Source organism: Serratia sp. BNK-12 (genome assembly GCF_047456085.1).
Classification (GTDB): Bacteria; Pseudomonadota; Gammaproteobacteria; order Enterobacterales; family Enterobacteriaceae; genus Serratia; species Serratia liquefaciens.
This window is the reverse complement of sequence record NZ_CP179896.1, coordinates 1,729,304-1,747,228: the sequence shown is the minus strand read 5'-3', so window position 1 is coordinate 1,747,228 and position 17,925 is coordinate 1,729,304. Positions and strand designations below refer to the sequence as shown.

The following is a 17,925-nucleotide window of genomic DNA, read 5'->3' as shown; positions in this document are numbered from 1 at the left end:
GGGCTTAGTGGACAAACGATCAATTCTGGGGTATGCATTACTGTAAATAATGCATAAGAAAAATTAAGAAGGAAAATGATGAATGCTCGCTCAACAGAACATACTGGCACTATTGCATACGTTTGAAACGGCAGCACTGCATATGAGCTTTACTAAGGCGGCGACTACCCTCAATCTGACGCAAGGGGCCGTTAGCCAACGCATTCGTTCTCTTGAATCCATGCTCGGATTCAGACTATTTATCAGAATGACCAGAAAGCTTCAGTTGACCGATGAAGGGGAGCGTTTACTTGGCGTACTCGCGTTTTCACTTAAACGCATCAGTGATGAAATAGAAGATATTCGCGTGCAGGGGCTGAGAGGAACCTTGTCTGTCGGCCTTCCACCTACCTTCGCTTTTCTCTGGCTGATGCCGCGCTTACCGGTATTTACCGAACGGTGGCCGGGGCTGAATATCAATTTCAGAGTGAGAGCCGGTCTGGTAGATTTTAATCTTGAACGGGTAGATGTCGCTATCTACTACAGTAATCTGAAATACCCCGATCTCTACTGCGAACGGTTATCTGAAGAGACGCTGGTTCCCGTCTGTATTCCATCTCTTGCAAAAAAAATCAGGCAAGCAAACCATTGGTTAGCTGAAGTCCCATTCATTCATACGTCTGAATCCGTTGACTCCCAGAATGTTTTTTCCGAATGGCGAGAATGGTGCAGGGAGTCTGGCAAAAACCTGCCTGTTGAAGATAATTTTTTGAGCTTCAACAATTGTCAGATGTCTATTGAAGCGGCACTCAATGGCGGCGGTATCATCATGGGCAGAAAACGACTCATTCGACATTACCTCGATGAGGGCCGACTGATTGCCCCTTTTGAAATAGAAATACCCGCCGGGCGAGGATATGACCTCATTATGCCACGAGAAAACCTTAACCGACCGGGCGTTCAGGCTTTGGCCGAATGGGTAAGAAATGTGTTTAACGAGGAATAAAGTCTGTTTTCGTTCTGATAAAGGGCAATGTAAGCCATATCAGACCTAATGCCAGAGAGCATGATGAAAATGTATGTCAGAGCTGAAAAAAGGGCAGTAATGCCCTTTTATATTTTCAACGCGATAACTATTGCGCTTTCAGTTGCTTAATCGCATCCAGCGTACGTGCGGAATAGACAACGGCAGCGCCTGCATTCAGGTTGATTGCCACACCCAGGGCTTCAGCAATTTCTTCTTCTGTGGCGCCAGCTTTAACGGCAGCTTCGGCATGGACGGCGATGCAACCATCACAGCGAGTCGTCACCGCACAAGCCAGTGCAATCAGTTCACGCACTTTCGCGCCCAGGAGGTTGGTCTTATTGCCGGCGTTGCCCAAAGCCATGACGCCTTTTAGTGTTTCCGGGGTCAACTTACCCAGATCACCAACACGTTGCATCACTTCTGAGCGGTATTCATTCCAATCTAACATGGGGTCATCTCCAGAATTATTTTCTTTTAACAATCATTAGGATCTGTTCAAGCGTATCGTTGAAAAGCTCAGGCTTATTAATCGCCCGGGAAACAACGCTAGCGCCCTCGCATAAATTCAAAATAAGCAGAGCCATTTTTGATGGCAGCAGGTCAGCAGTCAGCTCCCCTGCATCAACACCACGGCTGACAATCTTGGTCAACCAGGCAATCTGCATATCGAAATATTCGGTCGCCTGTACTCTGATATTCGGTGGCAGATTGGCCATTTCCGAAGACAAAGCACAGCACAGCGGCATACGCGACGTGCGATAGCTTTCGATGAAAAGCTCTACATAGGCGGTAAGCATCTGCGCAACCGTATTCTCCGTCGCTTCAATCTGTTCAAATCGGTTTTTGGTATCGGTATGGGCCTGAATCACCACTTGTTCGCCCAAAACGTCTTTTGTTGGGAAGTGGTGATGAATACTGGCCTTGGTGATACCAATGCTCTTTGACAAATCAGCATAGCTGAATGCAGAGTAACCCCGTTCGCGCATCAGATGGTCCGCTTCATTCAGAAGCCTTTCTCGTGTCATGACTGACATATAATCCTCACAATTATAATCTACTAGTTGGTAGATATTATCTGCGCCTGTTGTTCCCTGCAAGGGGACATCAGTTCACAACAGCGATTTAACCTTCTCTGATAACGCGTTTTGGTCGGGGTTAATAGCCATCAGGCATTTCCCTCTCTGAGGTTTACCTACACCAACCGGGTATCAATACTGACCGGGTTCGCCAACGTATCGTGGATCGGCGAGCTTTCTGGCAGTGCACGAACCATTTCTTCAAGCTGTTCACGGCTGGCGGTCGGACTGGAGAGCTTAACGCCAACACGGATCGCTTTCGCCCCGTTGCGAACTTTTTCGTCAAGACCCAGGAAACCGTTCAGATTAATGTCGAAGTTCAGGTCAAGTTCAATACCATCAAGCTCAATGCCCTTTTCTGCCGCCATCACAGTCAGAGTCGCGGTATAACAGCCGGCAAGTGCCTGCAAAATGTACTCAGCTGGGCCCATACCGCTATCAGTACCCGATAAATCAGCAGGTTCATCGCCAACATTAGCAAATTTTCCGGAGCGACTGGTATCAACCTGGCCGTTCTGGATAGTCGCATGAGTTTCCACACGGACGGATACCCCACCGTTGGATTTACTCTTCATGTTAAAGGTGAGATTGCCCAGCTCTGGCTGCTGGCGAATAGCTTCTCGTGTACCGCGAATAACATTAGCGTCAGCAAAAGGTTTTTTTGAATTAGTCATGACAACTCCTGAAGTGTCGAGTGATCTCAAAGATAAGGTTGGTGCCAAACGCAATCAACCTACTAGATGGTAGATTACTTTAAGATTGAGGTGTTGTCTACCACTATGGGGGCAACTTCTTAAGATAGAGCTACAAACAGGGACGTAAACGCTGCGATATCTACATTATGCGATGTATCGTGCTGACGTCCGAGTTCGGCATCTTGCTAAGCATCTTAATCGCTTGTGAGCTATGACCTCCTGACGGCATAGAATCTATGCATCTTTAACAGTACCCAAGTATAGAAGCATAGTTTTCAGTAATTATTGAGTATGAAGGACTGATCAAAAGAAACAATATAGGCAATCATCATAAAAGTTATTTCTCTCGTACTAAATAACCGTTATAGACTGAAATCACAGAACGATTGACCGAAGTGAAATCAACATTCAGCAATTCAATTAGCGGGGGAGCGACCATATGGAAATCCACAACCGGACTCCAAATGTATATGACTTGCTTGAAATAAACAAAATTCTACTTTCAACTTCAAATAATGGTGAGTCATTTGAGAAAGACTTACATCTCAATGGATTCATAGAAAAACCATGGGGATATGAGTATAGAGTTTATTGTGATTCTATTTTTGATGTATGGCGCCTTCATATATCAAAGAATCAATCCACGTCAATGCATTGTCATATACTCAAAGACACCGTCCTTATATGCCTACATGGTGATGGCGAGACCAGATTTCTTGATGGTACACATCAGGCGTTAAAATCTGGGGACAGCATATATATTGCAAAAGGTGTATTCCATCAGACTATTTCGGGAAAATCAGGCATCGAATTAATCGAAGTTGAAAATCCAAGAAACAAATTCGACTTACTCAGACTTAAAGATAATTATGGCCGGCAAAATATGGCATATGAAAAGAAATCACAGGAACATGATCTTTTACCTCCTTTGCAACAGATAGCTGCAGGCACATTGATCAGAGAACATGACCTACACAAATTAGCATACTTTTCCGTCAAAAATCTTGATAGAAAAATGTTGAATGACGAGGATGATTTTATTTTTATTTCATTAGATGTAAAAAGCCATCTAATGGGAAAGATCCATATCCTACGAGCTAAAGATGCCATCTCAGAAATGTACTGTGGTCAGAATGTATTTTTAATTAACGTCCCGTAACGCAATAAGAAGGAAAATAACATGTCTAATCCGACACGAGTAGTGATAATCACTGGTCCAGGTTTTCAGGATCACGATGTAGTTTATACTTACTATCGTTCTAAAGAGGAAGGATACGATATATCTATTGCAACAAAGGATGGAAGTGCAGTGACAGGGAAATATGGCATCACTGTTCCTATGGATAAAAGATCCAAAGACAATATTAATTTTGATCAACTCAACGCCACTGATTTTGATGCTGTTATTCTCACTGGCGGTCATGAAGCGCCTGATAGAGTTCGCCAAGATCAGAGAGTTAAAGATTTTCTAAAGCAGATGGTAATACAGGGGAAAGTTGTGGCTGGGCTCTGCCATGGTCCCTGGATTATGATTTCTGCCGGTATTCTAAGAGACAAACTCACCTGCGCTTATGTTGGTCTGAAAGACGATATGGTTAATTCCGGCGCCAATGTAATTGAAGCAGATGTAGTTGTCGACGGGAATATCATAACTTGCTCCTATTATGCTGAATGTGGAAAATTTATGCGTCAGACATTCGATGCAATAGATAGATGGAAGCGCGGCGAAACTCTTAAAGAACCGCTGGTGGTATAATTCGATGTTAATAGCAATGGATTTCGACGGGGTCGTGGTTGATGGAGTAGACGAATGCATGCTAATTACATGGAATGTATTACATGACAGACCTCTCAGTGATTTTAACCAAGATGTACTTCAAAACATCCCACGCCTGATGGCTAAACGATTCAGGAAATTAAGGAATTTTGTGCGCCATGACGGTCACTTTATTGCCTCATTCACTGAATTTGGTAATGAAGCTATAGATAATGACAGATTCACTGCTATATATGAATCAATTCCAACTGAAGATAAGAAAATATTCAGGGATAAGTTCATCCATTATAGGAAGCTGGCAAGAAGTCTCTACCCTGATTTTTGGGCTGAACTACACCGTCCGCTATTGGATGTTTCAAATTTATTTGAAACAGCTAATGATATCTATATTGTATCAGGAAAGGATGAAGAGTCTATATTATACATTCTAAGTAAATATGGTTTAAACATACCCGCGAATAAAATATATGGGAGGATGACTGACAAAAACAAGACTCTTACCTTGCTAAAATCAATAGCCTTCGATAAAAACGAGGATATTCTATTTATTGATGACAATATCCAAAATGTTATTGATGCATTAGATCATGGCATTCAATCATTTTGGGCTAATTGGGGATACAACATCCCTGAGCATAAATTAATGGCACTTCAAAAAGGAATTAATGAATTAGATACCGAGGATCTCTTGAAATTAGTCAAGAAACCCTCTTAACGCAATATTATTTCAATTTTTTCTGTATGAGGAGTAATAACTCATGGCGAAAGAAATACTATGTGGTTTTGGAGTGGGTGTAGATGCCGTTGCAGGCTGGCTATCTTCTTATGGGGGAGAAGATTCTCCAAGCGATATATCTCGCGGTATGTTCGCTGGCGAAGTAGGTACTCCACGTCTTCTGAATCTATTTGACCAGTTTAATATCCCCACCACCTGGTTTATGCCTGGTCATTCCATCGAAACCTTTCCTCGGCAAATGGAAGCAGTTGTCAATGCTGGACATGAGGTAGGGGTTCATAATTACAGTCATGAAAACCCAATATCTATGTCGCCTGACCAAGAAAGAGAAGTCCTTCTAAAAGGCATTGACATGGTCACAAAATTAACAGGGAAGAGACCTACTGGGTATGTCGCTCCATGGTGGGAATTTTCTCCTGTAACCACAGATCTTCTATTAGAAAATGGCATCAAATATGACCATTCACTAATGCATCATGATCATCAGCCTTATTATGTCAGGAAAGGTGATTCCTGGACCAAGATAGATTATTCCAAGACACCGACCGAATGGATGAAACCGCTGGTACGCGGAGAAGAGACGGACCTTATTGAATTACCCGCCAGTTGGACAATCGACGATATTCCTCCTTTCATGTTCATGAAAACAAAACCCAACAGCCAAGGTTTCATGAATCCCAGGGACATCGAACAGTTGTGGAGAGATCAATTCGATTGGGTCTACCGTGAGCATGAATATGCGATCTTTACTTTTACGATTCACCCGGACGTATCTGGACGCCCGCACGTGTTAATGATGCTCGAACGCCTCTTAACTCATATGCTTGGTCATCCAGGGGTGAAATTCCTAAAATTGAATGACATTGCAGATGACTTTGCCAAGCGATCTCCACGGATAAAATAATGACACGGCAGCCGATAAGGCTGCCTGTTTTATGTATCTCAAACCATAAATCCGCTATTTTTTGATAGTTCGAGAATTCTGTCTCTTATTCCTGAAACGAGTGGGTTACGTAATGAGCTATCAATCCATACCAAATAAATTGAATTTATAGGGAGTCTCTCATGGACATTCACTTCAACGATCTGACCTCCTGCTATGCTTTGGGCGCATAAATACTCAGGCATCACAGTCCAACCAATATTTTCTCGGATCATTCTTTCTAAAATCCGCAAATCCGGTACAGTAATAGACGGACGAAGCAGTGCAAAAAATCGCGAAGAATCCTGGAAAACTTCCCTTATCAAGGGTAACTGTTCATCGTAAGCTATTAGAGGAAGCTTCAACAGCGTATCAATCACGTCCTCATTTTCTTTGAAGTTGTCTGCTATGAGTGACGCTACCACAACTATTAACTTTTCCATTCCAATTTCAGCATATCCAAATTTTTGTTTATCCGGCATAGAAGTTGTGAAACCTAGTTGACAACTTCCGTCCAGAAGACAGCTGTATATGCGCTTCCTATTTCCTGTCAAAACTTTAAATTTAATACCTTCATTGAATAATATTTTCACCAAGTACGGTAATTTTGACCACATTAATTCTGCTGGCCCGATGAAAGATACTGTCCCCGAGGACTTTCTTGTACGTGATCTAAGCATCGACAACTTCAGTTCAATCGTTTCTAAATCTGAAGCCACCAATCTCGCCAATTCCTCCCCATCCACTGTAGCCACCACACCATGTGAACGACGAGTAAAGAGAACACACCCGGTAAAAGCCTCAAGTGAATGAATGTGGGCAGACATTGCAGGCTGGCTTATGCCCAACCGCATTGCCGCTTTTGAAATCGAACCAGCTTTGTATACTTCAACAAAACTTCGTAACTGAACCAGATAGCTCATACTGCGCATCCTTAAGAGCCTGAAGCTCTCCGATTACGACATAAAATCGAAAGCCTGCACAGTATTATGTTATAAACATGTTCCGTTAATGCTTCTATACATATTAACTTATTTTAACAATTAAAGGATTTTATAGGGCAAGGATAGAACATATCAAGATAACCCATTGATATACCTATATTTTACGTGCGTTATACTGGTTGGCATTAAGGTTTCAAGCATGCCATGAGATTCGGATTGGCGTGTTGTCTTCTATTACATTCTCTGGGGAGTGATAGTCGCTAAACCTTTAAATTGACTAAACAATCATTGTATTTTTATCTATTAACGTTGACGACCTCAACTCAAATCGAGTTATCACAAATTCCGTTGGTCAGCGAAGCGGTTAGCTTCTTTTAGACCGGTTCGGACTACCTCTCGGAACATTAATCATCATCCCATGGTGCCCGTTTCCATTTTTCAGTCATGAAATCAATAAATACACTTAGCCTACGGGGTATTGGTTCTCGCCGCGCCCGGACAACACTGATCTGAGATGTGTTTGCTTCCCAATCAGGCAGAACTCGGCAAAGTTTCCCAGCTCTCAATTCATCATGAATATCCCAAGTTTCTCGAAGAGATATGCCAAGCCCCGCCAAACTCCAGGCATGCAATACGTCTCCGTTGTCACTGATAAGGTTGCCAGTAACGCTGATGCTTCTTTCATGACCGGCTTTACGTAACGTCCATGAATTGTGTAAAAAACCCGGGTAAGCGAATACTAAGCAGTTGTGATTTAAAAGATCTTCTGGTCGCTCAATGGGTGGATGATTCTTCAGATATTCGGACGATGCGATGAGAATACGTCTATTATTTGCTATTTTTCTGGCCAGAAGGCGAGAATCAGCCAGATCCCCCATACGAATAGCCAGATCGAAATCACCACTGTAAAGATCCTGGATTTGGTCAGATAACCTTAAATCAAAGCCCACCCTCGGATGTACTTGGCAGAATGCAGCGATCGCAGGAGCAACATATTTTCGGCCAAACGGTGCGGGCGCAGTCAAACGAATATTTCCGCTTAACTCCTCACTATCCCCTCGGGAAAGTTCCTTCATCTCATCCAGAACGGCCAACGCTACGCGAGCCCTCTCAGCTATAGCTCTGCCCTCGTCTGTAATACGTAGATTACGGGTGTTTCTTTCAAAAAGTGTAGTGCCAAGTGCAGTTTCCAGCCTGGCTATCTGCTTGCTCACCATCTTGGGGAGTATCTGTAGGTCTCGTGCTGCGGCAGAGAAATTGTTTCTGTCGACGACGTGTAAAAACACTTCAAGGTCGTCATTTCTCAAGTTTATTTTGTTCATTTTGGGGTAAGTGTTTGTCCGTTTAGGTCTATTTAAAGGATAAATAGATTGTTCCACAATAAGACTCAATATGACAAGTCTGTTATGTCGCATGCAGTCAGAAGAATTTTGCTTTAAGTCCCCCCATATAGAGGAAGTTAAAATGCCCAAACGTATCCTGTTTGTATTGACCAGCCATGACCGTAAAGGTCAAGCCGAGAGTAAAGATGCCGCACCCAGTGGTTTCTATCTTTCTGAGGTGTCTCACCCCTACGATGTACTCACAAAAGAAGGATATGAAATTGATTTCGTGAGTCCCAAGGGAGGCAAGACACATGTTGACGGTTTAGACCTCAGCGATCCGGTTAACGCCTCCTTTTGGAATAATGATTCCTTACGCGAGGCAACTAAAACCACATTAAAACCCTCGCAGATTGATCCTGACGTCTATGACGCCGTCTACTATGCAGGAGGGCATGCGACGATGTGGGATCTCCCTGACAATATAGAATTGGCGGGTGTTTCATCACGAATTTATGAAAAGGGTGGCGTTGTCGCTGCGGTTTGTCATGGCCCCGCCGGATTGGTGAATATTCGGCTTTCCGATAATGAATATCTGGTTGCGGGCAAAAAGGTGTCAGCTTTTACCAACGATGAAGAACGTGCTGTAGGGTTGTACGCCATTGTTCCATTCTTACTTGAAGACACGCTGAAGCAAAGAGGTGCTGAGCATCTTGCAGCCGCAAATTTTCAGCCACAGGTGATTGTCAGCGAGAGATTAGTGACCGGACAGAATCCCGCTTCCGCAAAAGGAGTCGCTGAGGCAATGCTGCCTTTGTTGGCTTCTATTGAAAATAGAAGAGCCTGAGTTATGAAAGAACGCATGCCTTTTGTTATATATGTCTTTGCACTCTGCGCTTTTGCTTTGGGATTCACTGAATTTGTCACGATCGGCTTAGTTTCCAGGATATCAGCTGATCTAAACGTCAGTGTCAGTCATGTAGGTACAGCGGTGACAGCCTACGCCCTCGGTGCCGTAATTGGTGCTCCGGGATTAACTGCGTTGGCAACACGATGGCCTCGTAAAAGATTATTACTTGTTGCTATGGGCCTGTTTACAGTTGGCAATGGTATCGTCGGTGCGTCTGAGTCCCTAACGCCTATGTTGATTGCACGATTTGCTTCCGGTTTAGGGCACGGAGTGTTTCTTGCTGTTGCTTCAAGTGTGGCAACCCAACTGGCTGGGCGACATCGTGCTGGCGCCGCTGTTTCGGTCGTTTTTGGCGGTCTTACAATTGCGTTGGCATTAGGCGTACCACTTGGTACCTACATCGGTAGTCTGTTGAGTTGGCAGTCTATATTCATGGCAGTAACGGCAAGTGGAGCGATCGGTTTCATTGGATTGGCAATGCTGATGCCCACGGATCAAAATGATCCCTCCTTGCAAGCAAATGCCATGGACGGTTTAAAAGCCATGTTCAACCCACTACTGCTTGCGGGAGCAGGAATTACAGTTTTGGCCTATGCAGGATCTTTTGCCCTGTATACGTATATTTCCCCGATTCTACTTCAGGTAACGCATGTAGACGAGCGTACGAGTAGTTTGCTTATGTTGGTCTACGGCGTGATGGCCGCTATCGGGAATGTCTGGGGTGGTCGCCTGACTGACAAGCAAGGTGCAGATCGTGCCGTGATGACAATTCTTATTGGTCTGGCGATCGTCCTCTTTGCTATGTGGTTCTCTGTCTCATCCTTAATGTTAATGGCACTGTTTATTGGGTTGCTTGGAGCATTGACATACGCAGCGGTCCCCTCAATGCAAGCAAGAGTGATAGGGCTATCTCACATACATGCACCTGAAGCTCCAGCTGTGGCAGCAGGACTGAATATTGCCGGTTTTAACGGAGGAATTGCATTAGGGTCGCTATTGGGGGGGGTAGCACTGGATGTTACTGGTCTTACAAGCCCTACTTGGGTTGGAGGCGGAGTAGTAGTCGTTGGTATTTTATGGATGTTATTACAAATAAATTCTAATAAAAGACGCACCACCTCCGATTACTCCTGATAGTACACATAGCATTTAAAATGGCTCAGTGAACACCAAATCACTGAGCCATTTTATTTTACCTCTTTGAAAAATGTCACAACCAAACATAGGTTATTTTTTATTTTATAAAATCAGCCCATGTCATTCTGATCTATTTCATATCAATCAGAATTTTAAACATCTTTCAAAAACACAGCGAAATTCATCAGCAATATCATTGTGTGAAAGGAGATGTATTATGTCAGACAATCCAACTTGCCTAAACATTAGAGATGGAATTCCAGACTGGATAACTATAAGGGAGGCGGTAAGACTTCTCAATGCATTGAATGGGTGTAAAATAAGAAAAAGTGATTTTTATCGATTTGCTCTGCAAGGGAAAATTCGGTTTTCAATATATTTTCAATCCCCAGTAATATTGAGGAAAATTAAATCACGAAATCATAAATTAAAGCTAAGACCAATAAAAAATTCGTCAACGATGAAATCATTCATGCCTGCCGAAAGTTCCTTTGTCAACGAGAACAATTTAACTTTCAGTACTGAAGGAAGATATATCCACCCTGTACAAAGAGTCATTGACACAACATTACTCGGCTATGAATATGTCCTTATACAGCGTTTACTTGCACATTCATTAAAGATACCATCACCTGTAACAGGAGCAAAGTCGAATAATTATGGTATTACCGTCTGTTTATTGGGGGAATCGTTTCAACTTTTCGAAAAGATGACATGGCATGAAAGAATCGAACGACACGTAAAAAGGCTACCTAAAGATATTTCATCAGATGATTACGAAGATATAATACTAAACGCTACAAAGAAAGATTCGCATAAATATTATTTTCCTATGCATGAATTACCGAGTGATGCCTGCTTTGTCCTCAGAAAAAGTGAACTTGATAAGTTGATCAACAAACCGATCGAAAAAGAAATACTTCAACCGTCTCCAACTCGGATATCCACCCCTCTATCACGCCTCTTCTGGCTTGCCTGCAAAAATAATGAAACTATCAGTCCGTTAATCATGCAACCGTATAAACTACTGTCCATTTTTGAACAATGGGCATCTGAGGAAGGCATTACCGATCGATTCAGTGGCGACACGCTCAAGACTGCGCTTGAGCGCGGCTCGCCCCCTTCCCTGCCAACACAAAAGTAAGATGATGCCCTTCGCTATGAAAACCCGTATTAAGGATTGTATTTCCCGTAATACGGGCTAATCAACTTTCTCCACACCACGACTTTGTGTTGTCGTGTTATCTCCCGGCTAGCGCTATATCTGCCACAGGAGAATACCGTGACATCTCATCAGTTATTACGTCTGAAACAGGTTGAGGAAAAAACGGGCCTGAAGCGCTCTCAAATCTATCTGTATATGAAAGACGGCACCTTCCCCCGCTCAATCAAGATTGGCCCGGCCAGTGTCGCCTGGCTCGAATCGGAAATTGACGAATGGATCAATATTAAATTAGTCCGCCGCTCAATAGGCTGAAGGGAGAAAATACCATGATTATCCCATCACTTAATTACGCCGTATTAACCGATGCCCTGCATGCATTGAAGGATGGCAACATTCGTTACTGTGAATCGCTCGGATTCACTTTCGATGAAATGAATGCCCTCAACCAATTATCACTGGACGAGCTGTTTATCATCAGTCGGGAGTCTGCGCAGTTTTTGGCTGTGACGGTTCATCACGACGCATTACACCTGCTTCTGGCTAAATCCCGTGAGGAGGTTCTGCAGCAGCAACGTATCAATCATGCCATCCGGCTCGGCGGGTCAATTGCGCTCCTCAATAAGTATTTTGGCCTCACCTCCAACGAAGTTTGCCTTCGTCGCCGGTTACTGGGCGTCCGTGTGCCTTATGGCCGGACGCCAGAACCGGACGAAGAGACGGATGCGGCCATCTGGCGGCAATGGCAACAATGCCGGGTGGCCAACCTGGAATCGACCGATGCGTTGGCCGCCATGATGCAGGTAACGCAAACCCTGCTGCCGAAAGTCGAAGGGTTATCACTGACCATCGTCTGGAAGCGTATCGCACTTTGCGAACAGGAGGCGTCAGACCGGAGGGCCACACATGCCGGATGAGATCGACCGCGATCAGGAATTTAATGAGCAACGACTGGAAGAGATGATTGAACAGAGTCGTTTTAAGCCAGGGTCTACACCATCATTATTCAATTGCCGTGTGTGCGGAAAGCCCATTCCTGAAAAGCGACGGCAGGCACTGCCGGGCATAACCACCTGCACGGAATGTCAGGAAAAACTTGAACGCCGAAGACGTTAATAATGGTCACAGAGACATGCAGGAATATTTCCCCTGCATGTCTCTATCATTAACTATAAATCCACAGTCGTCTTTATTAACTATTTCACTTCCTTTTATTCCTCGCAGAGTTTTAGCCTCTCCACCGTTAATTTATCTCTCATTTTAAATTTGAATTTATCGTTTATATACCGCCCCGGATATCTGATCATGAAGACGTCATTACATAATAGTTACCCGTATTGACGTTAATTCGCTTGGAACGGGTATTGTTCTTTAAAAATAAGGTTCGGGCTGTCACATAACCACAATTCAGGGTGCCGCTGAATGTTCTCGCTGACCCGTTAAAACCGGAATGCAGAATTGGGATGTGACATTTATTTAACTCATCGTTGTTTTTATTAGAGGAGGCGTCATGCGAAAACCCATTTATCACGTATTTGTCACCCAGGAAAGTCAACCCGATGCACAGGGCGAAATAAACACGTATTGGACCAGGGTTGGCGTGGCGTTCGCTCATAACGGTAAGTCTGGCCTGAATATCATGCTGACACCCGGTATTGCTGTCTCCGGCAAGCTGGTGCTGCTTGAACCCAGAGAAGATAGCGGCATTTCGCAGGATACCGCCTCTGCTTAATCCGCTTTTGACCTTCCTCCGGCAGGGGCTTGGTATACACCCGCCGGGCTGACTGTTAAGAGACCACCATGCTATCCACCACAGCCTTTCTTACGCTGTCGATGCAGTGCGCCGCCAGCGTTCACCCGTCGACGGCACTTGATGTGGCGCGGGTCGAATCCGGTTTGAATCCGTATGCCATCGCTGAAATTCTGCCCGGTGGCAAAGGCGTGATTTCACATTTCCCCACGAGCAGGGATGAGGCCATCAGCCTCACCGGACGGCTGGCAGCACAGGGCCGACGCTATTCGGTCGGGCTGATGCAAATCACCAGCACCAATTTCCGTCATTACGGCGTGAACGCCCGTGACCTTCTTGACCCCTGTACCAACCTGTCCGTCTTTGAGCACATCCTCACCGACTGCTACCGCCGCGGCGGTTCCCTCAAGCGTGCGCTCAGCTGCTACTACTCGGGAAATTTCACGACCGGCCAACAGCCGGAATCCGCGTTTAACCAGACCAGCTACATCCAGCGCATCGGCTACGCCGTACCGTCAACGCGGGAAGACCGGCAGCGACCTCCCGCCGAAAAGCTTGTGCCTGAAATCCGTTACCCCACCGCCGTCATGCGTGGCGAGCTTACCGATAACGCCACGTCAGTTCTGACATCCCTGCGCTACCCCAATGCCGTGATACGCGGCGCGTTACCCATCCCCGGCCCCCAGGAGGAACAATGATGAAACGAAAACAGACTGACTGGCCCGTCCTCTCTTCCTTGTTAATGGCAAGCCCGGTGCTGGCAGCAGACAGCGGATTTAATAAAGCCAATGAGACGCTGAGCAACACCTCTACCGGCCTGCTCGGACTGGCCGCCGTCACCATCACGCTGGCCACCATGTGGGTGGGATACAAAGTCTTGTTTGACGGCAAGAGCCTCCATGACATGCGCAACGTCATCATTGGCGCCATCCTTATCGTCGGTGCGTCAGGTTTCGGTGCCTACTGGGCGTCATAAGGGAGGTAACGATGGCTACGCTGAACAAAGCGCTGACGCGGCCTGCCGCCATAGCTGGCATTCCCCTCGTGCCGTTCGTGATGGTCAGCGGGGCCATCGTCCTGCTGGCGGTCTATGTCAGCTATTACCTGATATTACTGCTTATTCCCGCCTGGCTGGAGATGAAGGGAAAGGCCAGAACCGATATTCACTATTTCGGGCTGCTCTGGCTGGCCTTTAAAACCCGTGGCCGGTTTGGCACCAATAAACATTTTGGTGCCAATGCCCTGCTGGCAAACCGCTATGACGCTGTCGACGTTTCGGAGTTTATTGAAAAAATGAAGTTAAACGAGCGCGTTACGCTGGATAAATACATTCCGTATTCCTCCCATATTCACCCGCACGTCATCAGAAACCGCCAGGGTGATTTGGTTGCCAGCTGGGAGCTGGAGGGCACCGTTTTTGAATGCGAGGACGAACACCACCTGACGTTAATGGCGACGCATCTCAATAACGTGATTCGTGCATATGAAGGCCTGCCGGTCACTTTCTATCTTCACCGTATCCGGGAAAAGTACCACGATGTCTTTGACGCGAACTCAGGCATTCCCTTTTCTGATGAAGTGACCCGGCTGTATTACCAGCCGATCAGCGAAAAACCGTTCTGGCGGCACCGGCTGTTTTTCACCCTCTGCTACGCGCCCTTCTCTCCGCTGGAGAAAAAGGCCATGAAGGCGCAGCCGTCCGGTAAACGCAAAGCGGCGCTGGATGATGCTCTGAAAGTGATGCTGGAATACCGGGAGGCACTGGCTTCCGCGCTGTCCCGCTATACGGCGACGCCGCAGGGGATGTATGAAGACAACGGGCGGGTGTATTCCGCCCAGTTGTCCTTTTATCACCGCCTGCTCACCGGCCAGTGGCAAAAGGTGGCGGTCACGCCTGCGCCGTTTTATGAAACGTTAAGCACGCCGGATGTCTTTTTTACCACCGACACCGCCGAGTGCCAGACCGTCGGCGGCTCCCGCTTTTTTCGCAGTCTGGAAATCAAAGATTACTCGCCTGAAACCGTGACCGGCCTGCTGGACGCGCTCCTGTATGCCGAAAGCGAGTACGTGCTGACGCAGTCCTTCACCTGCATGGCCCGCGATGAGGCGCAGAAGCATATTCGTCTGGCGGAAAAGCGCCTGACTTCGGCGGATGACGACGCCATTTCGCAGCGTGAAGAGCTGATTGTCCTGCGTGACCTGCTCCAGTCCGGGCATGTGTCCTGCGGAAAATACCACTTTTCCCTGCTGGTATCTTCAGACAGCGCCGAGCAGGTGGTGAAGGATGCCAACGCGCTGGCGCAACCCTTCGCCGACCTCGGCATCATGACGACGCTGTCCACGCTGTCGCTGCCCGCCGCGTACCTGGCGCAACTGCCGGGGGTGTATACGTTGCGCCCCCGTCTGGTGGCCGTCAGCAGCCAGAACTTTGCCGACTTGGCGAGCCTGCATAACTTTCATTCCCACAAGCGGAGCGGCAATCCCTGGGGTGACGCCATCGCCATCCTCAAATCACCGGGTGGTGGCGGGTATTACCTGAACCTGCACGACAGCCAGAGCGGGCGGGATGACTTCAACGAAAAAACGCCGGGTAATACGGCGATTATCGGTAAAACCGGCTCAGGGAAAACGATGCTGATGACCATGATGCAGCAACTGATGCAGAAGTACCGCAATCCGGCGACGTTCTCTGAATCAGCCCCCCTCAAGCAGCTGACCACCGTGTATTTCGACAAGGACCGGGCGGCGGAGATGGCGATACGCCAGATGGGCGGACGCTACTTCCGTATCCGTACCGGCACACCCACCGGGTTTAACCCGTTTAAGCTTGCGCCGACCCGGCGGAATATCAGCTTTATCAAACGACTGGTGCGCATGCTGTGCGGCCGCAACGGCAAGCCGCTCGATCCGCGCGATGAGGAGCGGATCAGTGCCGCCGTGGATACCATCATGCTCGACTACCCGCCCGAATACCGCAAGTTCGGTATCACCCGGCTGCTGGAAGTCCTGCCGGAGCCGCCCACCACCGATGCCCGCATCAACGGGTTACGTATTCGCCTTAAACAGTGGGCGCAGGGCGGCGAGTTCGGCTGGGTATTCGACAATGAGGAGGACACCTTCAACATCAGCCACGTTGATAACCTGGGTATCGACGGTACGGAATTTCTCGATGATGACGATATTCGCGGCCCCATCACGTTTTATCTGCTGTACCGCGTCACCAGCCTGCTGGATGGTCGCCGGCTGGTGATGTTCATGGACGAGTTCTGGAAATGGCTGGCCGATATCGAATTCTCCCGCTTCTCGCTCAATATGCTGAAAGTGATCCGCAAGCTGAACGGCATCTTCGTCCCCGCCACGCAGTCGCCTGACGAAATCGTCAAACATCCAATTGCCCCGGCGATTATCGAACAGTGCAGCACGCAGATATTTCTTGCCAACCCGAAGGCCAGCCGGGCGGATTACGTGGAAAAGATGAAAGTGCCGGAAAGCGTGTACGACATCGTCAGAAACCTCGATCCGGGGGAGCGCTCTATGGTGGTCCTGAAAACGCCGTTACGCGCGGGTGAAACCCGGCCTTTTGTGGCGATGGCGAAAATGGATTTAGCAGGCCTCGGGAAACTCACCAAAATGCTGAGCGGCAGCGAAGACAACCTGAAACTGTTCGACACCCTGTATCAGGAAGGAATGCAGCCTGAGGACTGGAAAGCCGCCTTCCTTGAACAAGCCCTGTAATATTCATGACGGAGGTAATGAGAATGCGGTTCAGAGATATCATACTGGCGTTATCGCTGTTGATTTCCACCCAGGCGATGAGCGCCGGAATACCGGTATTCGACGCCGTACAGAATACCGAATCCATGAATCAGTGGATCCAGAAACTCCAGCAGTGGCAGGAAACCGTCACCCATTACAGAAGCGAACTTGATGCCTACAAGCAGCAATTAGCCACCGCGACGGGCGTGCGGGACGTTCAGGCATTTCTCCGCGAGGCCAAAAGTCTGAAAACCGATATTGAAAATCTTCGTCAGAACGGTATTTCACTGGATGACCTGCTGAGCAACCAAAGCGGGTCATATTCGTCTGAACTGAATAGTTTGTATAACAAATATAAATCGTTCGATACCTGTAACCCGTCCAGCGCTTCACAACGCTATCTGGACAGCTGCAAACAGATGATCCTGAATCAGGCTGTAGCAATAGAAAATACCTCCGAGGTTGAAAATAAGATCGCGGGCACGCTCGACGATATATCAGATTTATCAGACCGTATTGCTAATGCGCAGGATTCGAAAGAGTCACAGGACCTGGCTAACGCCATCGCGGCGAAAAGCGTACAATTGAATGCGCTGACCAGTCAGTGGGAGATGTCAGTCAAACAGACTGAACAGCGAACAACGCTGCTGGAACAGCAAAAACAGAAGGCCTTTGAGCAACAGCAATTAACTGCGCCCGTTGCTGATCTGAACTCTCTATGGGGAGGTTAAC

Annotated in this window: 21 protein-coding genes; 16 read left to right on the top strand and 5 right to left on the bottom strand. The window is 46.9% G+C overall.

Annotated features, from left to right (window positions below; genetic code table 11):
- Positions 1 to 82 precede the first annotated feature (82 nt).
- A complete protein-coding gene (locus ACMGG1_RS07930; protein ID WP_032693559.1) occupies positions 83 to 985 on the top strand; it encodes a LysR substrate-binding domain-containing protein in 903 nt (300 codons plus the stop codon).
- Positions 986 to 1,112: 127 nt separating this feature from the next.
- On the opposite strand, the gene ACMGG1_RS07925 is transcribed toward ACMGG1_RS07930, so the two are convergent.
- The 3 genes from ACMGG1_RS07925 to ACMGG1_RS07915 all read right to left on the bottom strand — a co-directional run bounded on the left by ACMGG1_RS07925 (position 1,113) and on the right by ACMGG1_RS07915 (position 2,756).
- Positions 1,113 to 1,454, bottom strand: a complete 342-nt coding sequence (locus ACMGG1_RS07925) for a carboxymuconolactone decarboxylase family protein (RefSeq protein WP_032693558.1) — start codon at positions 1,452 to 1,454, stop codon at positions 1,113 to 1,115.
- Positions 1,455 to 1,470: 16 nt separating this feature from the next.
- Positions 1,471 to 2,040 (bottom strand): TetR/AcrR family transcriptional regulator, encoded by a 570-nt coding sequence (locus tag ACMGG1_RS07920; RefSeq protein WP_024359925.1) that lies wholly within the window; start codon positions 2,038 to 2,040, stop codon positions 1,471 to 1,473.
- Positions 2,041 to 2,198: 158 nt separating this feature from the next.
- Positions 2,199 to 2,756, bottom strand: coding sequence for an OsmC family protein (locus ACMGG1_RS07915; RefSeq protein WP_032693557.1), 558 nt, complete (start codon positions 2,754 to 2,756; stop codon positions 2,199 to 2,201).
- 460 nt (positions 2,757 to 3,216) lie between these two features.
- Here ACMGG1_RS07915 and ACMGG1_RS07910 point away from each other — a divergent pair, with 460 nt between their 5' ends.
- From ACMGG1_RS07910 to ACMGG1_RS07895, 4 genes are read left to right on the top strand one after another with little or no spacing between them, the layout of a single operon-like run.
- The gene (locus tag ACMGG1_RS07910; RefSeq protein ID WP_024359926.1) at positions 3,217 to 3,936 is read left to right on the top strand and encodes a cupin domain-containing protein; all 720 of its coding nucleotides are present in this window, start codon (positions 3,217 to 3,219) and stop codon (positions 3,934 to 3,936) included.
- Between the two features lie 21 nt (positions 3,937 to 3,957).
- Positions 3,958 to 4,533: a DJ-1/PfpI family protein gene (locus tag ACMGG1_RS07905; RefSeq protein WP_024359927.1), complete on the top strand. Its 576-nt coding sequence runs from the start codon at positions 3,958 to 3,960 to the stop codon at positions 4,531 to 4,533.
- A gap of 4 nt (positions 4,534 to 4,537) precedes the next feature.
- Positions 4,538 to 5,269 carry an HAD family hydrolase gene (locus ACMGG1_RS07900; protein ID WP_024359928.1) on the top strand — a complete coding sequence of 244 codons (732 nt, stop codon included), beginning with the start codon at positions 4,538 to 4,540 and terminating at the stop codon, positions 5,267 to 5,269.
- Positions 5,270 to 5,312: 43 nt separating this feature from the next.
- A complete protein-coding gene (locus ACMGG1_RS07895; protein ID WP_015689823.1) occupies positions 5,313 to 6,194 on the top strand; it encodes a polysaccharide deacetylase family protein in 882 nt (293 codons plus the stop codon).
- A gap of 38 nt (positions 6,195 to 6,232) precedes the next feature.
- Here ACMGG1_RS07895 and ACMGG1_RS07890 read toward each other — a convergent pair whose 3' ends face one another.
- Both ACMGG1_RS07890 and ACMGG1_RS07885 read right to left on the bottom strand, forming a co-directional pair.
- Complete coding sequence (locus ACMGG1_RS07890; protein ID WP_120150986.1) at positions 6,233 to 7,135, bottom strand: LysR family transcriptional regulator; 903 nt, start codon at positions 7,133 to 7,135, stop codon at positions 6,233 to 6,235.
- Between the two features lie 425 nt (positions 7,136 to 7,560).
- A complete protein-coding gene (locus tag ACMGG1_RS07885; protein WP_032693554.1) occupies positions 7,561 to 8,478 on the bottom strand; it encodes a LysR family transcriptional regulator in 918 nt (305 codons plus the stop codon).
- Positions 8,479 to 8,620: 142 nt separating this feature from the next.
- Between ACMGG1_RS07885 and ACMGG1_RS07880 the strand changes: the two genes are divergently transcribed.
- The 11 genes from ACMGG1_RS07880 (at position 8,621) to ACMGG1_RS07830 (ending at position 17,924) form a co-directional block, all read left to right on the top strand.
- On the top strand, positions 8,621 to 9,325 hold the full coding sequence (locus tag ACMGG1_RS07880) for a type 1 glutamine amidotransferase domain-containing protein (protein ID WP_120150987.1): 705 nt from the start codon (positions 8,621 to 8,623) through the stop codon (positions 9,323 to 9,325).
- A gap of 3 nt (positions 9,326 to 9,328) precedes the next feature.
- Positions 9,329 to 10,522 (top strand): MFS transporter, encoded by a 1,194-nt coding sequence (locus ACMGG1_RS07875; RefSeq protein ID WP_120150988.1) that lies wholly within the window; start codon positions 9,329 to 9,331, stop codon positions 10,520 to 10,522.
- Between the two features lie 220 nt (positions 10,523 to 10,742).
- Positions 10,743 to 11,669, top strand: a complete 927-nt coding sequence (locus ACMGG1_RS07870) for a hypothetical protein (protein ID WP_120150989.1) — start codon at positions 10,743 to 10,745, stop codon at positions 11,667 to 11,669.
- A gap of 138 nt (positions 11,670 to 11,807) precedes the next feature.
- Positions 11,808 to 12,002 carry an AlpA family transcriptional regulator gene (locus ACMGG1_RS07865; RefSeq protein ID WP_009635172.1) on the top strand — a complete coding sequence of 65 codons (195 nt, stop codon included), beginning with the start codon at positions 11,808 to 11,810 and terminating at the stop codon, positions 12,000 to 12,002.
- A 14-nt stretch (positions 12,003 to 12,016) separates the two neighbouring features.
- The gene (locus ACMGG1_RS07860; RefSeq protein WP_120150990.1) at positions 12,017 to 12,604 is read left to right on the top strand and encodes a DUF2857 domain-containing protein; all 588 of its coding nucleotides are present in this window, start codon (positions 12,017 to 12,019) and stop codon (positions 12,602 to 12,604) included.
- A complete protein-coding gene (locus tag ACMGG1_RS07855; protein ID WP_120150991.1) occupies positions 12,594 to 12,803 on the top strand; it encodes a TraR/DksA family transcriptional regulator in 210 nt (69 codons plus the stop codon). Before ACMGG1_RS07860 ends, ACMGG1_RS07855 begins: the two co-directional genes overlap by 11 nt.
- Positions 12,804 to 13,197: 394 nt before the next feature.
- Complete coding sequence (locus ACMGG1_RS07850) at positions 13,198 to 13,419, top strand: hypothetical protein (RefSeq protein WP_024359933.1); 222 nt, start codon at positions 13,198 to 13,200, stop codon at positions 13,417 to 13,419.
- Positions 13,420 to 13,487: 68 nt separating this feature from the next.
- Positions 13,488 to 14,135 carry a lytic transglycosylase domain-containing protein gene (locus ACMGG1_RS07845; protein WP_120150992.1) on the top strand — a complete coding sequence of 216 codons (648 nt, stop codon included), beginning with the start codon at positions 13,488 to 13,490 and terminating at the stop codon, positions 14,133 to 14,135.
- Positions 14,135 to 14,413, top strand: coding sequence for a TrbC/VirB2 family protein (locus tag ACMGG1_RS07840; protein WP_037038866.1), 279 nt, complete (start codon positions 14,135 to 14,137; stop codon positions 14,411 to 14,413). The genes ACMGG1_RS07845 and ACMGG1_RS07840 overlap by 1 nt, the downstream gene beginning before the upstream one ends.
- An 11-nt stretch (positions 14,414 to 14,424) precedes the next feature.
- Positions 14,425 to 17,172 (top strand): VirB3 family type IV secretion system protein, encoded by a 2,748-nt coding sequence (locus ACMGG1_RS07835; RefSeq protein ID WP_120150993.1) that lies wholly within the window; start codon positions 14,425 to 14,427, stop codon positions 17,170 to 17,172.
- A gap of 23 nt (positions 17,173 to 17,195) precedes the next feature.
- A complete protein-coding gene (locus ACMGG1_RS07830) occupies positions 17,196 to 17,924 on the top strand; it encodes a type IV secretion system protein (protein ID WP_120151019.1) in 729 nt (242 codons plus the stop codon).
- Position 17,925: the final 1 nt, after the last annotated feature.